This window comes from Salinispora tropica CNB-440, assembly GCF_000016425.1.
GTDB classification, from domain to species: Bacteria; Actinomycetota; Actinomycetes; order Mycobacteriales; family Micromonosporaceae; genus Micromonospora; species Micromonospora tropica.
Genome location: NC_009380.1, coordinates 1,161,321 through 1,176,685, shown reverse-complemented (window position 1 = coordinate 1,176,685; position 15,365 = coordinate 1,161,321). Strand labels below are relative to the sequence as shown.

The 15,365-nt window shown below is 66.0% G+C and carries 12 protein-coding genes and 1 pseudogene; 8 read left to right on the top strand and 5 right to left on the bottom strand.

All coding sequences use genetic code 11. From position 1 onward, the window contains the following. Nucleotides 1-8: 8 nt before the first annotated feature. From STROP_RS05240 to STROP_RS05230, 3 genes are all read left to right on the top strand, one after another. On the top strand, nucleotides 9-1,385 hold the full coding sequence (locus STROP_RS05240) for a 3-deoxy-7-phosphoheptulonate synthase class II (RefSeq protein WP_050764955.1): 1,377 nt from the start codon (nucleotides 9-11) through the stop codon (nucleotides 1,383-1,385). A 47-nt stretch (nucleotides 1,386-1,432) separates the two neighbouring features. Continuing rightward, a complete protein-coding gene (locus STROP_RS05235) occupies nucleotides 1,433-2,236 on the top strand; it encodes an S-methyl-5'-thioadenosine phosphorylase (protein WP_011904943.1) in 804 nt (267 codons plus the stop codon). Nucleotides 2,237-2,441: 205 nt separating this feature from the next. Beyond that, the gene (locus STROP_RS05230; RefSeq protein ID WP_011904942.1) at nucleotides 2,442-2,897 is read left to right on the top strand and encodes a MaoC family dehydratase; all 456 of its coding nucleotides are present in this window, start codon (nucleotides 2,442-2,444) and stop codon (nucleotides 2,895-2,897) included. Nucleotides 2,898-3,379: 482 nt separating this feature from the next. Here the strand turns inward: STROP_RS05230 and STROP_RS25040 are convergent, their stop codons facing one another. Continuing rightward, a complete protein-coding gene (locus STROP_RS25040) occupies nucleotides 3,380-3,535 on the bottom strand; it encodes a hypothetical protein (protein WP_011904941.1) in 156 nt (51 codons plus the stop codon). Between the two features lie 468 nt (nucleotides 3,536-4,003). Between STROP_RS25040 and STROP_RS05225 the strand changes: the two genes are divergently transcribed. Together STROP_RS05225 and STROP_RS26310 are read left to right on the top strand one after the other, a co-directional pair. Then, a complete protein-coding gene (locus tag STROP_RS05225; RefSeq protein ID WP_011904940.1) occupies nucleotides 4,004-5,026 on the top strand; it encodes a LysR family transcriptional regulator in 1,023 nt (340 codons plus the stop codon). 72 nt (nucleotides 5,027-5,098) lie between these two features. Further along, nucleotides 5,099-5,245 (top strand): annotated as a pseudogene (locus STROP_RS26310) (IS701 family transposase); the annotation flags it as partial. Nucleotides 5,246-5,831: 586 nt separating this feature from the next. Here STROP_RS26310 and STROP_RS05220 read toward each other — a convergent pair. Next, complete coding sequence (locus tag STROP_RS05220; protein WP_011904939.1) at nucleotides 5,832-9,281, bottom strand: indolepyruvate ferredoxin oxidoreductase family protein; 3,450 nt, start codon at nucleotides 9,279-9,281, stop codon at nucleotides 5,832-5,834. A 382-nt stretch (nucleotides 9,282-9,663) separates the two neighbouring features. On the opposite strand from STROP_RS05220, the gene STROP_RS05215 reads away from it, so the two are divergent. Then, on the top strand, nucleotides 9,664-10,341 hold the full coding sequence (locus STROP_RS05215; RefSeq protein ID WP_011904938.1) for a response regulator transcription factor: 678 nt from the start codon (nucleotides 9,664-9,666) through the stop codon (nucleotides 10,339-10,341). A 31-nt stretch (nucleotides 10,342-10,372) separates the two neighbouring features. Here the strand turns inward: STROP_RS05215 and STROP_RS05210 are convergent, their stop codons facing one another. Together STROP_RS05210 and STROP_RS05205 are read right to left on the bottom strand one after the other, a co-directional pair. Next, on the bottom strand, nucleotides 10,373-11,206 hold the full coding sequence (locus STROP_RS05210) for a cyclase family protein (RefSeq protein ID WP_011904937.1): 834 nt from the start codon (nucleotides 11,204-11,206) through the stop codon (nucleotides 10,373-10,375). Between the two features lie 4 nt (nucleotides 11,207-11,210). Next, on the bottom strand, nucleotides 11,211-11,990 hold the full coding sequence (locus STROP_RS05205; RefSeq protein WP_011904936.1) for a TIGR00282 family metallophosphoesterase: 780 nt from the start codon (nucleotides 11,988-11,990) through the stop codon (nucleotides 11,211-11,213). Nucleotides 11,991-12,227: 237 nt separating this feature from the next. On the opposite strand from STROP_RS05205, the gene STROP_RS05200 reads away from it, so the two are divergent. Together STROP_RS05200 and STROP_RS05195 are read left to right on the top strand one after the other, a co-directional pair. Beyond that, the gene (locus STROP_RS05200; protein ID WP_011904935.1) at nucleotides 12,228-12,995 is read left to right on the top strand and encodes an SDR family NAD(P)-dependent oxidoreductase; all 768 of its coding nucleotides are present in this window, start codon (nucleotides 12,228-12,230) and stop codon (nucleotides 12,993-12,995) included. Between the two features lie 139 nt (nucleotides 12,996-13,134). Then, the gene (locus tag STROP_RS05195; RefSeq protein ID WP_011904934.1) at nucleotides 13,135-13,986 is read left to right on the top strand and encodes an SAM hydrolase/SAM-dependent halogenase family protein; all 852 of its coding nucleotides are present in this window, start codon (nucleotides 13,135-13,137) and stop codon (nucleotides 13,984-13,986) included. Between the two features lie 340 nt (nucleotides 13,987-14,326). On the opposite strand, the gene STROP_RS05190 is transcribed toward STROP_RS05195, so the two are convergent. Beyond that, nucleotides 14,327-15,199, bottom strand: a complete 873-nt coding sequence (locus STROP_RS05190) for an SCO6745 family protein (RefSeq protein ID WP_018829739.1) — start codon at nucleotides 15,197-15,199, stop codon at nucleotides 14,327-14,329. Nucleotides 15,200-15,365 lie beyond the last annotated feature (166 nt).

The following is a 15,365-nucleotide window of genomic DNA, read 5'->3' as shown; positions in this document are numbered from 1 at the left end:
GAACGCGCATGCGACCCGGCGTGGAGCGGTCGATCCGCCATTCGCCACCAGCGACGAACGATGGCGACAGAGAACTCTGCCTAGACCGGTGGCGCGAGCTACCCCGGCGGCAGGTGCCACCCTGGCCCGATCCCGCCGAGGTGGCAGCAGTGTGCGCGACACTCGGCAAAATGCCGCCGATCGTCACACCCTACGAGGTCGATGAACTGCGTCACCGCCTGGCCGAGGTATGCGAAGGACGCGCCTTCCTGTTACAGGGCGGCGACTGCGCCGAGACGTTCACCGGAAACACTGAGAGCCACCTGCTGGGCACCACGCGGACGCTGCTGCAGATGGCGATGGCGATAACGTACGGCGGTTCCGTTCCGGTGGTGAAGGTGGCGCGCCTCGCCGGCCAGTACGGGAAGCCCCGATCCTCGGCGACCGATTCCCTGGGGTTGCCCGCGTACCGTGGCGATATTATCAATGCGCGGCACCCGGCCGAGTCGGCGCGGGCCGCCGATCCGCAGCGCATGATCGATGCGTACGCGAATTCCGCGGTCGCGATGAACCTCATCCGCGCCTATCCGCCGGACGATCTGACCGACCTCGAAGAGCTGTACGACGATACCTACGACCTCATCCGCGCTTCCCCGGCCGGAGCCCGGTACCAGGTCATCTCCGGCGAGATCGACCGGGCGCGCGGCTTCGTCCGCGCGTGGGGGCCGAGCGAGCGCCACGCGTTGCGGGAATCAAAGGTGTACTGCTCGCACGAGGCGCTGGTGCTCGAGTACGACCGGGCGCTGACCCGAATCAACGACGGCCGGGCATACGCGTTGTCGGGTCACTTTCTGTGGGTCGGCGAACGCACCCGCCAGCTTGACCACGCGCACGTCGACTTTGTCGCGCGTATCGCCAACCCAATCGGCGTGAAGCTCGGCCCGGCCGCCAGCCCGCATGCTGCGATCGAGCTGTGCGAGCGGCTCAACCCCGAGAACCTGCCCGGGCGGCTCACCCTGATCAGCCGCATGGGCAACCGCCAGGTACGTGACGTGTTTCCGGCGATCGTCGACAAGGTCACGGCCGCGGGCGCCAAGGTCGTTTGGCAGTGCGATCCGATGCACGGCAACACCGAGCAGTCCTCACACGGCTTCAAGACCCGGCGCCTCGACCGGGTCGTTGACGAGTTGCTGGGCTACTTCGACGTGCACCGCAGTCTGGGCACCCATCCGGGAGGCGTCCACGTCGAGCTCACCGGTGAGAACGTCACCGAGTGCCTCGACGGGATACGTGGCGTCGAGGACCAACACCTACCGGATCGCTACGAGACTGCCTGCGACCCGCGGCTGAACATGCGGCAGAGCTTAGAACTCGCGTTGCTGGTCGCCGAGATTCTACGCGGCTGATCCCTTCGACACATCCCAAGGCACATCGGCATCCGCAGGGGGAAAGAATGAGCGCTCCGAATCTGAACGCGGACATCGGCGTCATCGGCGGCACGGGTCTGTACGAGTTGCTGGGCGAGACCGAAGAGGTGAAAATCTCCACGCCGTATGGCGCGCCGTCGGATCTGATCACGGTGGCAGAGTTGAACAGCCGCCAGGTCGCCTTCCTACCGCGGCACGGGCGGGACCACCGTTTCCCGCCGCACAGAATCCCGTACCGGGCCAACATCTGGGCGCTGCGTTCGCTGGGTGTGCGGCAGATCCTTGCACCGTGCGCAGTGGGCGGCCTTCGGCCGGACTTCATTGCCGGCACGTTCGTCGTGCCGGATCAGCTGATCGACCGCACGAGTGGGCGGGAGCAGACCTTCTGCGACACCGGCGCAGTGCATACGACCTTCGCAGAGCCGTATTGCCCGGACGGGCGCCGCGCCGCGTTGGCCGCGGCGGAACGGGTAAACCGCGTCGACGGCGGCACCATGGTCGTAATCGACGGGCCACGGTTCTCGACCCGTGCCGAGTCACGGTGGCACGCGGCCGCCGGCGGCACCATCATCAACATGACCGGCCAGCCCGAGGCCGCGCTCGCCCGCGAGCTCGCACTCTGCTACACCAGCATCGCTTTGGTAACCGACCTCGACGCCGGCGTGGAAGGCAGCCAGGGCGTGACCCACGACGAGGTGCTGCGGGCCTTTGCGAAGAACGTGACCGTCCTGCGACGCGTACTCTTCGATGCCGTCGCTGCGCTACCGGTGGAACGCACCTGTCCCTGCTCGCGCGCCTTCGCCGTTCCCGTGGACCTCGACGCCGGTTGAGCGGCTGCTCCCCAGTTGACGAGGTGCCGTTATGGCTTCACGGCAATGGCGATATTCCCGCTCGTTCTGGAGATGGTTGCGCTGTCAGCGTTCGCCGTGGGAAGCGGCGAACGGCGGCTGCGGCAGCCACCAGTACCATCCCCGCCTCCGGGCAGCCCGAGGCCGTTGGGCGCCGACCGCTACCCACTATCAACGGAGGAAGTGAATGACCACTACGACCACCCTGGCCGGACTGCCCTCGCTGAAGGGATGTGTGCTCGGCCCAAGCTCCTGGAGTGAGATTACGCAGGAGCGCGTCGGCACCTTCGCCGACGCCACCGACGACCACCAGTGGATCCACGTCGATGCCGATCGGGCGGTGAGAGAGAGCCCCTTCGGCGGTCCGATCGGCCACGGCTTCCTGACCCTGTCGTTGATGATCCCAATGTGGAGCGAGATTCTCACCGTCTCGGATGCCGGCATGGTGGTGAACTACGGGCTCAACAGGGTCCGCTTCCCTGCTGCTGTTCCGGTCGGTGCCAAGCTACGCCTGTCCGCCACCCTCGTCGATATCGAACCGGTTAGGGGCGGACTGCAGGTGACGGCCGCCGCCTCGGTTGAACGACAGGGCGACGACAAGCCCGTCTGTGTCGCCGAACCCGTCTTTCGCTTCCTGGGCTGATCGCTCGCCACCAGCAGACCGATCGCGGGCAGCCACACCGCGGCCCTCGGGCTCGAGGCTGGGTACGGGCCGGTGGTCATTGCCTCTTTCCGAAGCCGACCAGCTCGGCGTAGCAGAATCTGATGCGCGCGGCGACGAGTCCGACCCCGTCTGATGGGTGAAAGTCCGGTCAGCCGATCGAGCTTCTCGCCCCTACGCTGGGACGACGCCGACTTCCCCAGCAACACCGCGGGCGAAGTGATGAACGGCCTCATTCGCGACCAGGTGCACCACGCATGGTGGCGGTTAGGTTGTTGAGGCAGATTTGATTCTGTGATGATGATCGTGTAGCCGACGTCGCGGGTGTGCTGAGTTTCTCATGTTTTCGTTCGTGGACCGGTCCGGGTCCGGCCTCTGCGTTCTCTGAGAGTAACGTTGATCATCGCTTGTAGGTCTACGGAGTCGCTGTGGTGGCCCGCAGGCCCGGCCGGGTGTGGAAGCGATCAGGTTGGTCGCGGGCCGTGTGCAAAGCGGCGGTAGGAGATCTCGTCGGGATCGATGCTGAGGTCGACCGCGGCGGTCACGGCGTGGTCGATGAGTGCGTCGTAGACGGTCAGCAGTTCCCCGATTCCTTGTTCTGCCGGGTCCGGGGATACCACAGGATCACCTGCACACCATCCCGCAAGCAGCCACCACGGGCGGCGTCCAGATCACCCACCGCACCCAGCGATCGCTACCCGACCGACACCAACCTCGCCCGATATCACTGAGTAGTCAGACAATTACAGTAGGTTCTTTGCGTAGTGGACTTGACACATATCGCGGAAGTCGATTTAGAATAGACGTATATTAGATCGGTTCACTTTCAGTACACATTCGTGTCGCACTGCAAGGGAGTTGACCCACCCCCCCCCTCAACGAACGGACCATCCGTGTGGCATCAGCTCACGGTAATCACGACAATAGTGATTACCGTAATGACGCCTGCGGTTACCACGGAGTCGGCCGAACCCAAAGAAAAGACCGACCCCTCGTTGTTCTAGACGAAGCGAAACCGAGGATAGCTGCGAACCCCCTGACCTGGGAACGCGACTACAGCACCGTCATCTAAGAAGGGAGGCGTTGCAGTGGCCGATCACGCGGACTTCAGCCTGGCTCAACTCCGGTACTTCGTAACTTCCGCCGAGATGGGAAACATATCCGGCGCGGCACAGCAATTACATGCTTCGCAGTCGGCCGTCTCGATGGCGATCCAGCGCCTGGAGAAACAACTGGACACCAAGCTGTTCTTCCGGCACCGCACCAAAGGAGTCAGCCTGACTCCCAGCGGCCGCGTCCTGCTCGACCCCGCGAAGTCGTTGCTGGCCCAGGCGCAGGAGATGCTCGCCCACAGCCGCGAGTGGCAGGGCGAGACCTGCGGAATGCTCAATGTGGCCGTTCTCCGCTCAGTCGCGCCCGATCTGGTGCCGGCTGTGATGAGCCGAGTAAAGAAGATGCGCCCTGGGCTGGCGGTCACCGTCCACGAGGGAACCATGGACGATGTTCTCGAACTGCTGCGCACGGGCACGTGTGAACTCGCCGTAGTCCCGGAGCTGCCAGGTCAGGCTCTGTCGTTCGCCCGGCTGGCGAAGGTGCTCATGGCAGCGGTCGTTGCATGGTCCGATCCGCTGGCGCCCGTGGGGCGCGCAACGCTTCGACAGTTGGCCACCCGGCGTCTCCTCGTGGCCGACCTGGACGTTGATCGCCAAGTCGGCCTGGACACCCGGACACGGCTGTTCGCCGACGCCGGCACCCCCACGCCAGAGGTGGTGCTGACATCGAGCATCGCCACGATGCTTGGCCTCGTCGGGGTCGGCGAGGGCTTCGCCCTGCTATACCGGACCGCAGCCAGCCAGTGCTACCGACAGGAACTCGCCTGGATCGACATCGTCTCCGAACGCCCGTGCGCATCCTGGCTTGGTGTGGCGACCATACCCGGCCTGGCTCTCAGCAGCCGTGCGGAGCTATTCGTTTCCCTGCTCGATGACGCTGTCCGGAGCGTCTACTGCACGACGGCGGACGACGGGGTGAGTTCCCCTGGCAGCACTGATATCTTCGATCATGGAGCCTCTTTTGCTACGGACCCCGCCGCACCCGCCTGGTCGACCTAGCAGTGCTGTGTCAGGTCGACGTGTCGTTGTGTCGTCTGAGTGGTTCGGGGTAGTTCGATGGTGGGGTGACCCCTGACGGGGCTTTCCGTTGCGCGGCAACGGCTTGAGGCGTTCGCCGCGGATGTGTTCACCCCACTGATGCGGCCGGATCAGCGGGTGAAGAGTGGGACGTATCTGCGGGGTCTGCTGCTGGATGCGCGGCGTACGTCGATGCAGCCGACGACGGCATGATGATCGGCGACTGGAACAGCAACCCACGCCCGTTCGTCTGGACCATGACCGCTGAAGAAATCCTCGACTCACTCGCCCGACTCCGTAGGCGAATTCCCCGGCGCAGAACACGAGGGCCTGATCGGCGCGGTAGGAGCCTTCGCGCCTTCGCTTGCCCACGCGATCCGAACGCTTCAGTCGGACGCCCGGCCTCCCACCTACACGGATCCACCGCTGGCACTCACCGCATCCCCATCAACTGTCGAACTCGGGGTTGAGGATGCGATCTCCGCCTCGCTTGAGACGGTGTCGGACGAGGCGGCCGGAGCCGGGGTCGGGTAGCCGGAGGGCATTTCACCCTCCGGCTACCACAGGTCCCGGCGTGACGTTGGGTAGGCCGCCGACGAGGCACCTGTGGTCAGGTCTCTTCCGACGGCCCCAAGCCAGATCCCGGTCGCCTCAGAGTCCATTGACCAGCACAGAAGCGGTTCAAGCGCGGATGTCTAAGATGTCTACGAACTGCGGAACCCGGTCCCTCGGTCGCCGCCCACCCTGTATCGAAGGACCAGCCCAGTAACGAGAGAGTCGGGCTACCCTACCCGACCTGCTGGACGGGGTGGGGCAGCGACTGCAGCAACTGCTCCTGGCGCCGGTGGTACTCGGTCACATTGGCGAGCTTGACCTCGTCGAAGCCACGCACCATGTCTGGCAGAGACGCCAGCTCTACCAGCGCCGGGTCGTCGGGGTTGGCCGCCGACAACGCGGCGAGGATCGTCCTGCGATAGTTCGCCACAAGCCTCCGTTCGATCCGGCGCACGCGTGTGTAGCCGAAGACATCGAGCCTGCTCCCTCGCAGTCTGCGCAGTGCGTACAGCAGCCGGAGCACGACTCGGAACCACTGCCCGAGGCGAATCTTGCGGCGCACGAGCTTCCTCAGAACCGGTGGCTGCAATAGGTAGTGGTATCGCGCCCCAGCTCCGAACTGCGCGGCTATGTCGTGGGTCAGGCGTTCATCGAGCGAGAGCCGGGCCACCTCGTACTCATCCTTGTAGGCCATAAGTTTGTATAGATTGCCCGCCACGGCTGCGGTGAGCGGCCCCGCCCGTCCCTCCACCCGGCGTACGTGTTCCACGAACTCCACAAACTCGCGGGCATAGGCCAGATCCTGGTAGGCGACGAGATCTGCCACGAGCGCATCCAGCCGGCGCGCGAGTGGGGTGTCCTCGCCGGCATCGATTGTCGCCCGCAACGATGCTGCATCGCCCTGCAACGGTCGTTGCTCCTGGGCTACGGGAGCTGCCGGCGACACCGTCTGAGGGTCGTCAACCACCAGGCGGCCGAGGCAGAAGGCGCTGAGGTTGCGCTCCACGCCGACGCCGTTGAGCCGGATCGCCTGTTCGATGCTGGCCGCTTCTAGCGGGATGGCGCCCTCCTGGTAGGCGGCGCCTAGTTGCAGAATATTGGCGAACTGGTCGTCACCCAGCAGGCGCAAGGCGAGGGATCGGGCGTCGAAGAAGGTGGCGCGCGCACTCGATCGATCGAGAGCCGAGCACAGTTCGTCTACGTCGGGCCGTGGGCCCGACACCTCGGTAACCATCTGACCGGTGGGCACCGGCGAGGTCGATGCCACGACGACGGTCCGGGCGGTGTCGGCTGCAGCGAGGTTGGCGGGCTGAGCCGCGACGAGCAGGTCGGTGGCTAGGTAGAGATCGCATTCACCGTCCGCTAGCCGTGCGGCAGACTCGACGGCACGCTCGGTGACGCGGACATCGGAGACGACCGCACCGCCCTTCTGGGCCAGCCCGGTCTGGTCGAGCGTCCGCACGTGCCTGCCGTCGAGCACTGCGGCTGTGGCGATGATCTGAGCCAGGGTTACCACGCCGCTGCCGCCGATGCCGGTGATCCGCACTGAGAAGTCGCCGACAACGCGCTGCCGCGGCATCGATGGTTTAGCCGTGGGCACCGAGGCCAGCTCGCGGTGCGGGGATCGGCCGGGGACAATGGTCAAGAATGATGGGCACCGGCCCTGTAGGCATGCGTAGTCGGCGTTACACGAGGACTGGTGAATACGTGTCTTGCGGCCAAAGTCGCTTTCTACCGGCTGGACCGACAGGCAGTTCGACTGCGCCCCGCAGTCGCCGCATCCCTCGCACAACCGTTCGTTGATCAGCACTTTGTAGGCGGGCTGCGGCCGCAGGCCGCGGCGCCGCTTACGCCGTTGTACCGCCGCGCACTCCTGGTCGTGGATGAGCACGGTGACGCCGGGAGTCACGGCGAGTTCCGCCTGGCTGCGCGGCAGATCGTCGCGGTGGCGTACCTCGACGCCGGCCGGCATGGGATGCCGGCCGAGCCGCTTTGGATCCTCCGAGGTGACGATCACCTTGGTCGCGCCCTCGGCCAGAAGCAGAGCGGCCAGCCGATGCACCGGCAAGGCACCCACGGCGTCCTGACCACCGGTCATGGCCACGGCAGAGTTGTACAGCACCTTGTACGTAATGTTGACGCCGGCCGCCACTGCGGCTCGCAGCGCGAGGCTGGCCGAGTGGTGAAAGGTGCCGTCGCCTACGTTCTGCACGAAGTGATCGATGTCGACGAAGGGTGCCATCCCGATCCACTGGGCACCCTCGCCGCCCATCTGCGTGACGCCGATGATGTCGCCGACCCGCTTCGGATCCATGAAGAAGGTCATGGTGGAACATCCGGTGCCGCCGGCGGTCAGGGTACCGGGAGGCGCCTTCGTCGACGAGTTGTGCGGGCAGCCGGAGCAGAAGTATGGGGTTCGCGCCACCACCGGCAGGTCGATGCGGTCACGGCGCCGACGTCCCTGCCACGCTTCCACGGGTTCGCAGCGGCCGGTCGCCGACAGTCGCCGGGCGAGGCCAGCCGCGATCACGTCGGGATTCAGCTCACCCGTGGGGCGGAACAGCGACCGCCCCGCCGGATCCGTCTTCCCGCAGACCACCGGCGCGTCGCCGCTGCCATAGAGCAGATCCTTGACGGCGGATTCGATGAAACCCCGTTTCTCCTCCACCACCACTATCTCGTCCAGCCCCGCGGCGAACTCCCGCACCACGGCTGACTCAAGGGGGTAGACCGCCGCCAGCTTGAGTAGCCGTACGCGATAGCGGCGCAGAGCTTCCTCGTCCATGCCAAGCGTCCGCAGCGCTTGGCGGACGTCCAGATATGACTTGCCGGCGGCCACGATCCCGATCCGGTCATCCGCGTGCCCGTACAGCTCGTTCAGGCCGGCGGCGCGCAGATACTCCACCGCCAAGGGGAGGCGGACCCGGTGAAGGCTCTCCTCCAAGGCGGCGAGTTCCGCGCCGAGCAGCCGGGACGTGGGCCGGTGGCGATATCCACCAGCCACTGTCGGGAAGCGCCAGGACGGGGTGACCGGCACCGTGCTCGCCGCGTCGGCGACGTTGGTCACGATCTTGAGCGCTGACCATAGGCCGGACGCCCGGGACATCTCGATGGCGTGCAGGCCGTAGCGGAGCAGGTCGGCGGCGTCTGCTGGCACGAGGACCGGCATTGAGAGGTCCGCCAGGGCGAACTCCGACGCGCTCGGCACAGTCGACGACTTCGCCGCTGGATCGTCCCCGACGAGCGCGATGGCACCGCCCCGCGGGTCGGTGCCCGCGAAGTTCGCGTGGCGCAACGCGTCGCCCGCGCGGTCGAGACCCGGCGCCTTGCCGTACCAGACACCAACGACACCGTCGGGGCGCTGTCTGCCGACGCCCGCAGCGAGCTGGCTGCCGAGCACGGCCGTCGCCGCAAGCTCCTCGTTCAGTGCGGGCCGATGCACCACGCCGTGCTCGGCCAGCAGTCGGCCCCGGCGGGCGAGCTCCAAGTCGTAGCCCGCCAGGGGCGACCCTTCGTAGCCGGAGACGAAGACCGCCGCGTCGTTTCCGGCACGCCGGTCGTGGCGGACACGGTCAAGCAGGAGACGCACCAGCGCCTGCACGCCGGTGAGGTAGGCGGTGCCGTCCTGGCACAGATAGCGCTGGTCCAACGTGAATTCGCTTGGCTGCAAGCCGGGGGACATGCGACTCCTTCTCGGCAATTCGTCTGAACCGATCATGGTGAGGTAGCCCACGCGAATTACCGTCCGGAGCGGAATGCCTGGACGAGAAATCCACAGCCCGCCCACTAGTCGACTTATTCGGGCCAATCTTCCCGCTGCGGCAGCAATCAATCAATTGCATAAGTTCGATGATGTGGATTAATCATGCCGATGACGCACGTTGGGCAGGCCGGCCAACAGGATGATAAAGTGCTGCTACTTGCCAAGTGGCCAGAGTCCACCAGATCGCTCAAGCCTTAAGCGAAAGGCGAACATAGGTGCACCCAACTACCTTCGGCGGCGTGTCAAACATTCTTGAAGCCGCTTCGACCAGAGCCACTCCGATTGCGGATCGAGTCGACTAATGACCAGCATAGAATCTAGTCCGAAACGGATTCTACTCCTTGGCGACAGCACTATTTTTCGAGAGGCGATGGCCGAGATCTGCGATCGCGAGCCCGACCTGCGGGTGGTCGGGCAGGCGGCGGCGGGGCCCATGGCGGCGGCCCTGGTTCGACGGACGGCGCCAGACGTGGTACTGCTGAGCGTCGGCCCGTCTGACCAAGGGATCATGCGGCTGGTCGGCCAGATCCTGGCCGCGACCTGCCAGCCCCGGCTGGTAATCCTGGCGATGCACGAGAACGTGCGCCTGGCGCGCCGGTACCTCGCCATGGGTACGTGGGCGTACGTCTCGCGGAACTCGACGCGTGAGGAACTGCTGAGCGTCGTACGGATCGTGAGCCGCAACCGCGACAGCGCCGTGCTTTCCGTGCAGAAGAGCATGCTGCAACATCTGACCGGGGTCGGCACGCGGTCACTGTCGGGCCGGGAGTTCGAGGTGATCGAGCTGGTCGCGGCGGGCCTGAGCAACGCCCAGATCGCCGGCCGCCTCTCCATCTCCGAGGGCACGGTCAAGCGCCACCTCACCAACACGTACGACAAGCTCGATGTGCGCTCACGAGTGGCCGCCGTCAACAGGCTCGCGGCGATGGGTTTGATCGGCCCGAACGCGATGCTGGAGACGAGCAGCCTGGTGGCCTGACCGTCGTCGCCGCGGCCTGCGGACGAGGACCTCACGACTCCGTGGCCGGCATCAGGGCGATCGCCCGGCCAGGAGCCCCAGTGCTGCCCTCCACCTTGATGGGAAGGAAACAAAACCACGCGCCGCGAGGGGGCAGCGCGTCGAGCGCGGCGAGACACTCGACGTAGACCATTCCCTGTCCCAGGCCCCGCACATGCACGCCCACCGGATCGTGCGCCGGGCCGATCGACGGCGCGTCAATGCCAAGGCATTGCACCCCCCGAGTCAGCAGTAGCTCCACTGTGGGCTCTGTCGGCGCCGGCCATCCGGGGCTCCGCCCGGCGAGGACGTCACGAAGATATCCGCCCCCGGCGGCACCGCGTCGGTAGCGCCGGTCCCAGCCGGTGCGCAGCAGCACGATCTCACCGGGGTTCAGCATGCCGTTGGCGGCCTCCCATGCCACGATCGCCGACGGGTGGATCAGCGGGCTCATCCCGCCTTCGCCTCCACCGGGAGATGCCACGTCAATTACCGCGGCGGCTCCCATGAGGCTCGCCAGCCCGACCTGGTCAGCCGAGATGGCACCCGCCGGACCCGCTCCCGGCAGGCCGGAGTCCGGAGGTGGGATGAAGTGCAGAGGAGCATCAAAGTGGGTTCCGGTGTGCTCGTCGATGGCCATCCAACGGGTCGCGTACGGGCCGCCGCGGCTGTAGACGGAGGCCATCGCGTTGCGATGGTCGGCAAACCAGTTCCAGGTCTTGTGCTGGAAGGGTTGATGCCCCTCCCAGTAGCATGGCAAGTCCTCGGCGATGGTCACCGAAAGGTCAACCACCTGGTAGCCGGCGGGGACCGCCGATTGGCCGTGTACGGCGCTGCCGTCCAACATACGATCACCGCACCCGCTGGATGCCGGCGGCAAGACCGCCGACGATCTCGATCAGGACCGCGCCGAGCACCATCGGGGCTCGATGCACCGTGGGCATCGGCCCGTCGAACGGGTTGCCGGTGGTCCGCAGGTTGTTCACCAGGTTTGCGGGAGCGAAACCCTGCACGCCGCCGTCCGGTCCCGTCATGCCCACCTCTGTGACGAACGCCGTGCCGTTCGGCAGCAGCCGTGGCAGGTCGGTGGCTTCGTGGGTGTGCGTGCCGACGACCGCGGCGGCGGTGCCGTCGACGGTGTGGGCGAAGATCTGCTTTTCCAGCACGTGATCGCCGTGGTAGTCGACGATCGTGATGCCGCGCCGGTCGGCCGCCTCCCATGCCGAGTAGGCGGGACCCACCCGTCCCGCAGTCGCCTTGGTCGACGCCATGGCGCAGCCATCAGCCAGGTTCAGTACGGTGACCATCTCCTCGCCGACCGGGACATGGACAAAGCCCCGACCGGGTACCTCGGGGTCCACGTTGGCGGGCCGAACCACTTGCGGCAGATTGAGCATCCCGACCGACTCTGGGCTGTCCCAGGAGTGGTTTCCGCCGGTGATGACGTCAACCCCTCCGGACAGCAGTTGCTCCACCTGCACACGACCCATCCCCAAGCCGTCGGCCGCCGAGTTCTCGGCATTCGCCACAACGAGGTCCACCGTGTGGCGGGCACGCAGTTCGGGCAGCCGGTCTACCAGGTACCGTGTCCCCTCGTCCCCCACGATGTCGCCGATGAACAGTACAAACACGGTCGTGTACCTCCCTGGGGGGCGGCTTTCTCGCCGACGCCCGGCGATGCAGCCCAGAGTCTCGGTCTTCCTCGCCGGCGGCATCTGCTGAAGGTCACAGTTCGCCTACAACTTTGGTCTGTCGCGGCGCCCGAAACGATCTCATAGCGTGGGCTAGCGATCGGCCGGCCAGGGCAGCCGTCGGACGAGGTCGTTGCAGAGTGGTGAAGGGCTGCCGAACAGGTCAGGAGGTGGTTGATGACGAACGGTGGGCGCCTATCGGGAAAAGTAAGTCTGATCACCGGCGCCGCGCATGGCATAGGCCATGCCACGGCTGTGTGGTTCGCCCGCGAGGGAGCCCGGCTGGTGGTCAGCGACGTGGACGGTGCCGCACTGGAGAAGTGCCACGCCGAACTGGCCGAGTCCGGAGCCGAGGTGACGACGGTGATCGCCGACGTCTCAGACGCCACCCAGGCACACCGCATGGTTCAGACGGCCGTCGATGTCTACAACCGGCTGGACGTCGTGGTCGCCAACGCTGGCGTGATCCCTCTGCACGAGATCACCGAGGCGACCGAGCAGGACTGGGATGAGGTCATGGCCGTCGATGGCAAGGGCATGTTCCTCACGTGCAAGTACGGCATTGACGCCATGCTGGCCACGGGCGGCTCGATCGTGTGCCTTTCATCTATCTCCGGCGTCGCTGGCCAGCGGGGGCAGAGCACGTACGGCCCGGCCAAGTTCGTGGCTTCCGGGCTCACCAAGCACTTGGCCGTCGAATGCGCACGACACTGCATCCGGGTCAACGCGGTCGCTCCCGGGACTATCCGCACCAACCGGGTCCGCCGGCTCGAAGAAGAACCGGGCGGTCCGGAGTACCTGGAGGACATCGTCCGGCTCCATCCAGCCGGACGCCTGGGCGAGCCGTCGGAGGTGGCAGCCGCGATCGGATTCCTGGCCTCCGACGAGGCCTCGTTCATCACGGGTGTAGTACTTCCCGTCGACGGAGGTTACCTCGCGCAGTGACACGAGCGCCGTCGACCATCGCATAGATGGTCCGACGATGTTCCTGTCTCGCTTCCGACGGAGAAGCCTGCGGTTCGTGGTCTGCACAACAACCAATCCTGAGGTCGGTTTCCGACCGATAAAACGGAGGTCACTCACCATGCAGCACAATCTCATTGCCTTCCTCTCCGACGTCGGGTCCGCCGACGAAGCCCACGCACTCTGCAAGGGAGTCATGTACGGCGTCGCGCCGGCAGCGACGATCGTGGACATAACCCATGACGTCGCGCCCTTTGATGTCCGGGAAGGCGCACTGTTTCTCGCTGATGTCCCGCACTCCTTCCCGGCTCATACGGTCATCTGCGCATACGTCTATCCCGAGACCGGCACGGCGACCCACACCATTGCAGTGCGCAATGAGAAGGGTCAACTGCTCGTCGGACCCAACAATGGGCTGCTGAGCTTCGCACTCGACGCCTCCCCTGCGGTCGAGTGTCACGAGGTCCTCTCCCCCGATGTCATGAACCAGCCGGTGACGCCAACCTGGTACGGCAAGGACATCGTCGCTGCCTGCGCCGCCCACCTCGCTGCCGGCACCGACCTTGCCGCCGTCGGCCCCCGGATCGACCCGAAGCAGATCGTTCGGCTGCCCTATGCCTCCGCCAGCGAGGTGGAGGGCGGGATCCGCGGGGAGGTGGTACGCATCGACCGGGCTTTCGGCAACGTATGGACCAACATACCCACCCACTTGATTGGCTCGATGCTGCAGGACGGGGAGCGACTGGAAGTCAAGATCGAAGCCCTCAGCGACACGGTGCTCGAGCTGCCCTTCTGCAAAACCTTCGGCGAGGTCGACGAGGGGCAGCCACTGCTGTACCTCAACAGTCGGGGCCGGCTTGCCCTCGGGCTCAACCAGTCCAACTTCATCGAGAAGTGGCCTGTCGTACCCGGTGACAGCATCACCGTCTCCCCAAGGGTGCCCGATAGTAACCTGGGCCCGGTGCTCGGGTAGCTGACCCAGGGGGCGGCATGCTGCTGGGTAGCTCCTGTCCCTAGGTCGAGTAGCCGGGAGGAATTTCACCTCCCGGCTCTCGCCGATCTGGGCGTCTCTCCCGTCACCCGGCTCTGCCGCGCCAGGTAGGCGTAGACGTGGGCAAGAAGTGGACGGCCACGCCGAGCGGCGTACCGGCCCGTAGTACCGGATCCAGCCGCGAACAGTGGCCGATCCGGGCCTTGGTCGGGTGCAGTTGCAGCCCGACCTGGGCCGTTGCAGCCCGACCTGGGCCACCCTGCCCGCGATCCGCGAGACAAGCCCGACCAGACATCAATCGGGCACCACGTCGTAGGACGACCTACGCCACAATCTCCGCCGGATTCAGCGCCATGGGGTTTACCTTCATGGACTCGTTCAGCTCGCTGAGGCGCTGCACCACCGGCGTCATGAGGTCGCGGAGCCTGGCGGTGGGACCGGCTCCCAGAGCCTGCCACGGGGCCGCCGCTGCCATGTCCGTCCACCGTTCGACTTCCGCACGAAGCTCCCGCCCGGCTACGGTGAGGCCGCCGCCGGTGAGCAGACGACGATCGACGAGCGCGGCTTCGGCCTCCTTCCACTCCTGTTCGGACCATCCGCGCATCCGGCGCATGTATGCCGGGTCGAGGCCCTTGTCGGCCGTGAACAAGACCAGCGCCTCGCACGGTGCCAGGCCCGCGGCCACGAGCGCCGCCACATGGCCGTCACCACGCGATTCTCGCAGCGTCGAGCAGGACTGCCAGAGCGCGAGATGCGGCTCGACCGGCGGTGGAAGCGCCTGGTTGGCAGCACCCAGTACGCGGCCGCCGGGAGACACGCCCGCGGCGGCGGACGCGGCAAGCGTGACCATCTCCTCGAGCCCGGCCACATCAGCGCCAAGCATGCGGCGCAGCGCAGCGTCGACGATCTCCAGCCGCGCCTGTAGAAAACGCTCTGGCGAGGCCACGGACCAGACTTGCGGAACCGCCTTGGCAACCATCTGCGGGTGGAAATTGAAGAACGCCGCGGTCACCACCTCGGGTGACGCCGCACCAAGCGGGGCCGACCGGGTTCCGAAGTAGCCCATCCAGCCGCCGCGGCAGCCCAGCTCTTTAGCCACTAGGCTCGCCTCCGGCGCATATACCACATCATGGTATATCTCGAACCGTAGCCACATTTCACGAGACATGTCAAGCTCCTGCCGGTCGTCGTCCATCGTCGGAACACGCGCCCCCATCGCGTCCGTATTGAGGATTCAACCCTCACGGCCCACTGTCGTGTCAATCCCCTGGAATCGTGGAGGGCTCGGTTATGCAGCCTGGTTCTCTAGGCCGCGGGTGGTTGAACGTTCACAGTCGATCGGTGAGTGTCCGCCGCAGGCC

What these genes read in the sequence shown, in the direction of transcription:
- STROP_RS05195 (WP_011904934.1), top strand. Translation starts at nt 13,135, where the DNA reads ATGCAGCACAATCTCATTGCCTTCCTCTCCGACGTCGGGTCCGCCGAC.
- STROP_RS05235 (WP_011904943.1), top strand. Translation starts at nt 1,433, where the DNA reads ATGAGCGCTCCGAATCTGAACGCGGACATCGGCGTCATCGGCGGCACG.
- STROP_RS05220 (WP_011904939.1), bottom strand. Translation starts at nt 9,281, where the DNA reads ATGTCCCCCGGCTTGCAGCCAAGCGAATTCACGTTGGACCAGCGCTAT.
- STROP_RS05200 (WP_011904935.1), top strand. Translation starts at nt 12,228, where the DNA reads ATGACGAACGGTGGGCGCCTATCGGGAAAAGTAAGTCTGATCACCGGC.
- STROP_RS05230 (WP_011904942.1), top strand. Translation starts at nt 2,442, where the DNA reads ATGACCACTACGACCACCCTGGCCGGACTGCCCTCGCTGAAGGGATGT.
- STROP_RS05215 (WP_011904938.1), top strand. Translation starts at nt 9,664, where the DNA reads ATGACCAGCATAGAATCTAGTCCGAAACGGATTCTACTCCTTGGCGAC.
- STROP_RS05240 (WP_050764955.1), top strand. Translation starts at nt 9, where the DNA reads ATGCGACCCGGCGTGGAGCGGTCGATCCGCCATTCGCCACCAGCGACG.
- STROP_RS05210 (WP_011904937.1), bottom strand. Translation starts at nt 11,206, where the DNA reads ATGTTGGACGGCAGCGCCGTACACGGCCAATCGGCGGTCCCCGCCGGC.
- STROP_RS05190 (WP_018829739.1), bottom strand. Translation starts at nt 15,199, where the DNA reads ATGGACGACGACCGGCAGGAGCTTGACATGTCTCGTGAAATGTGGCTA.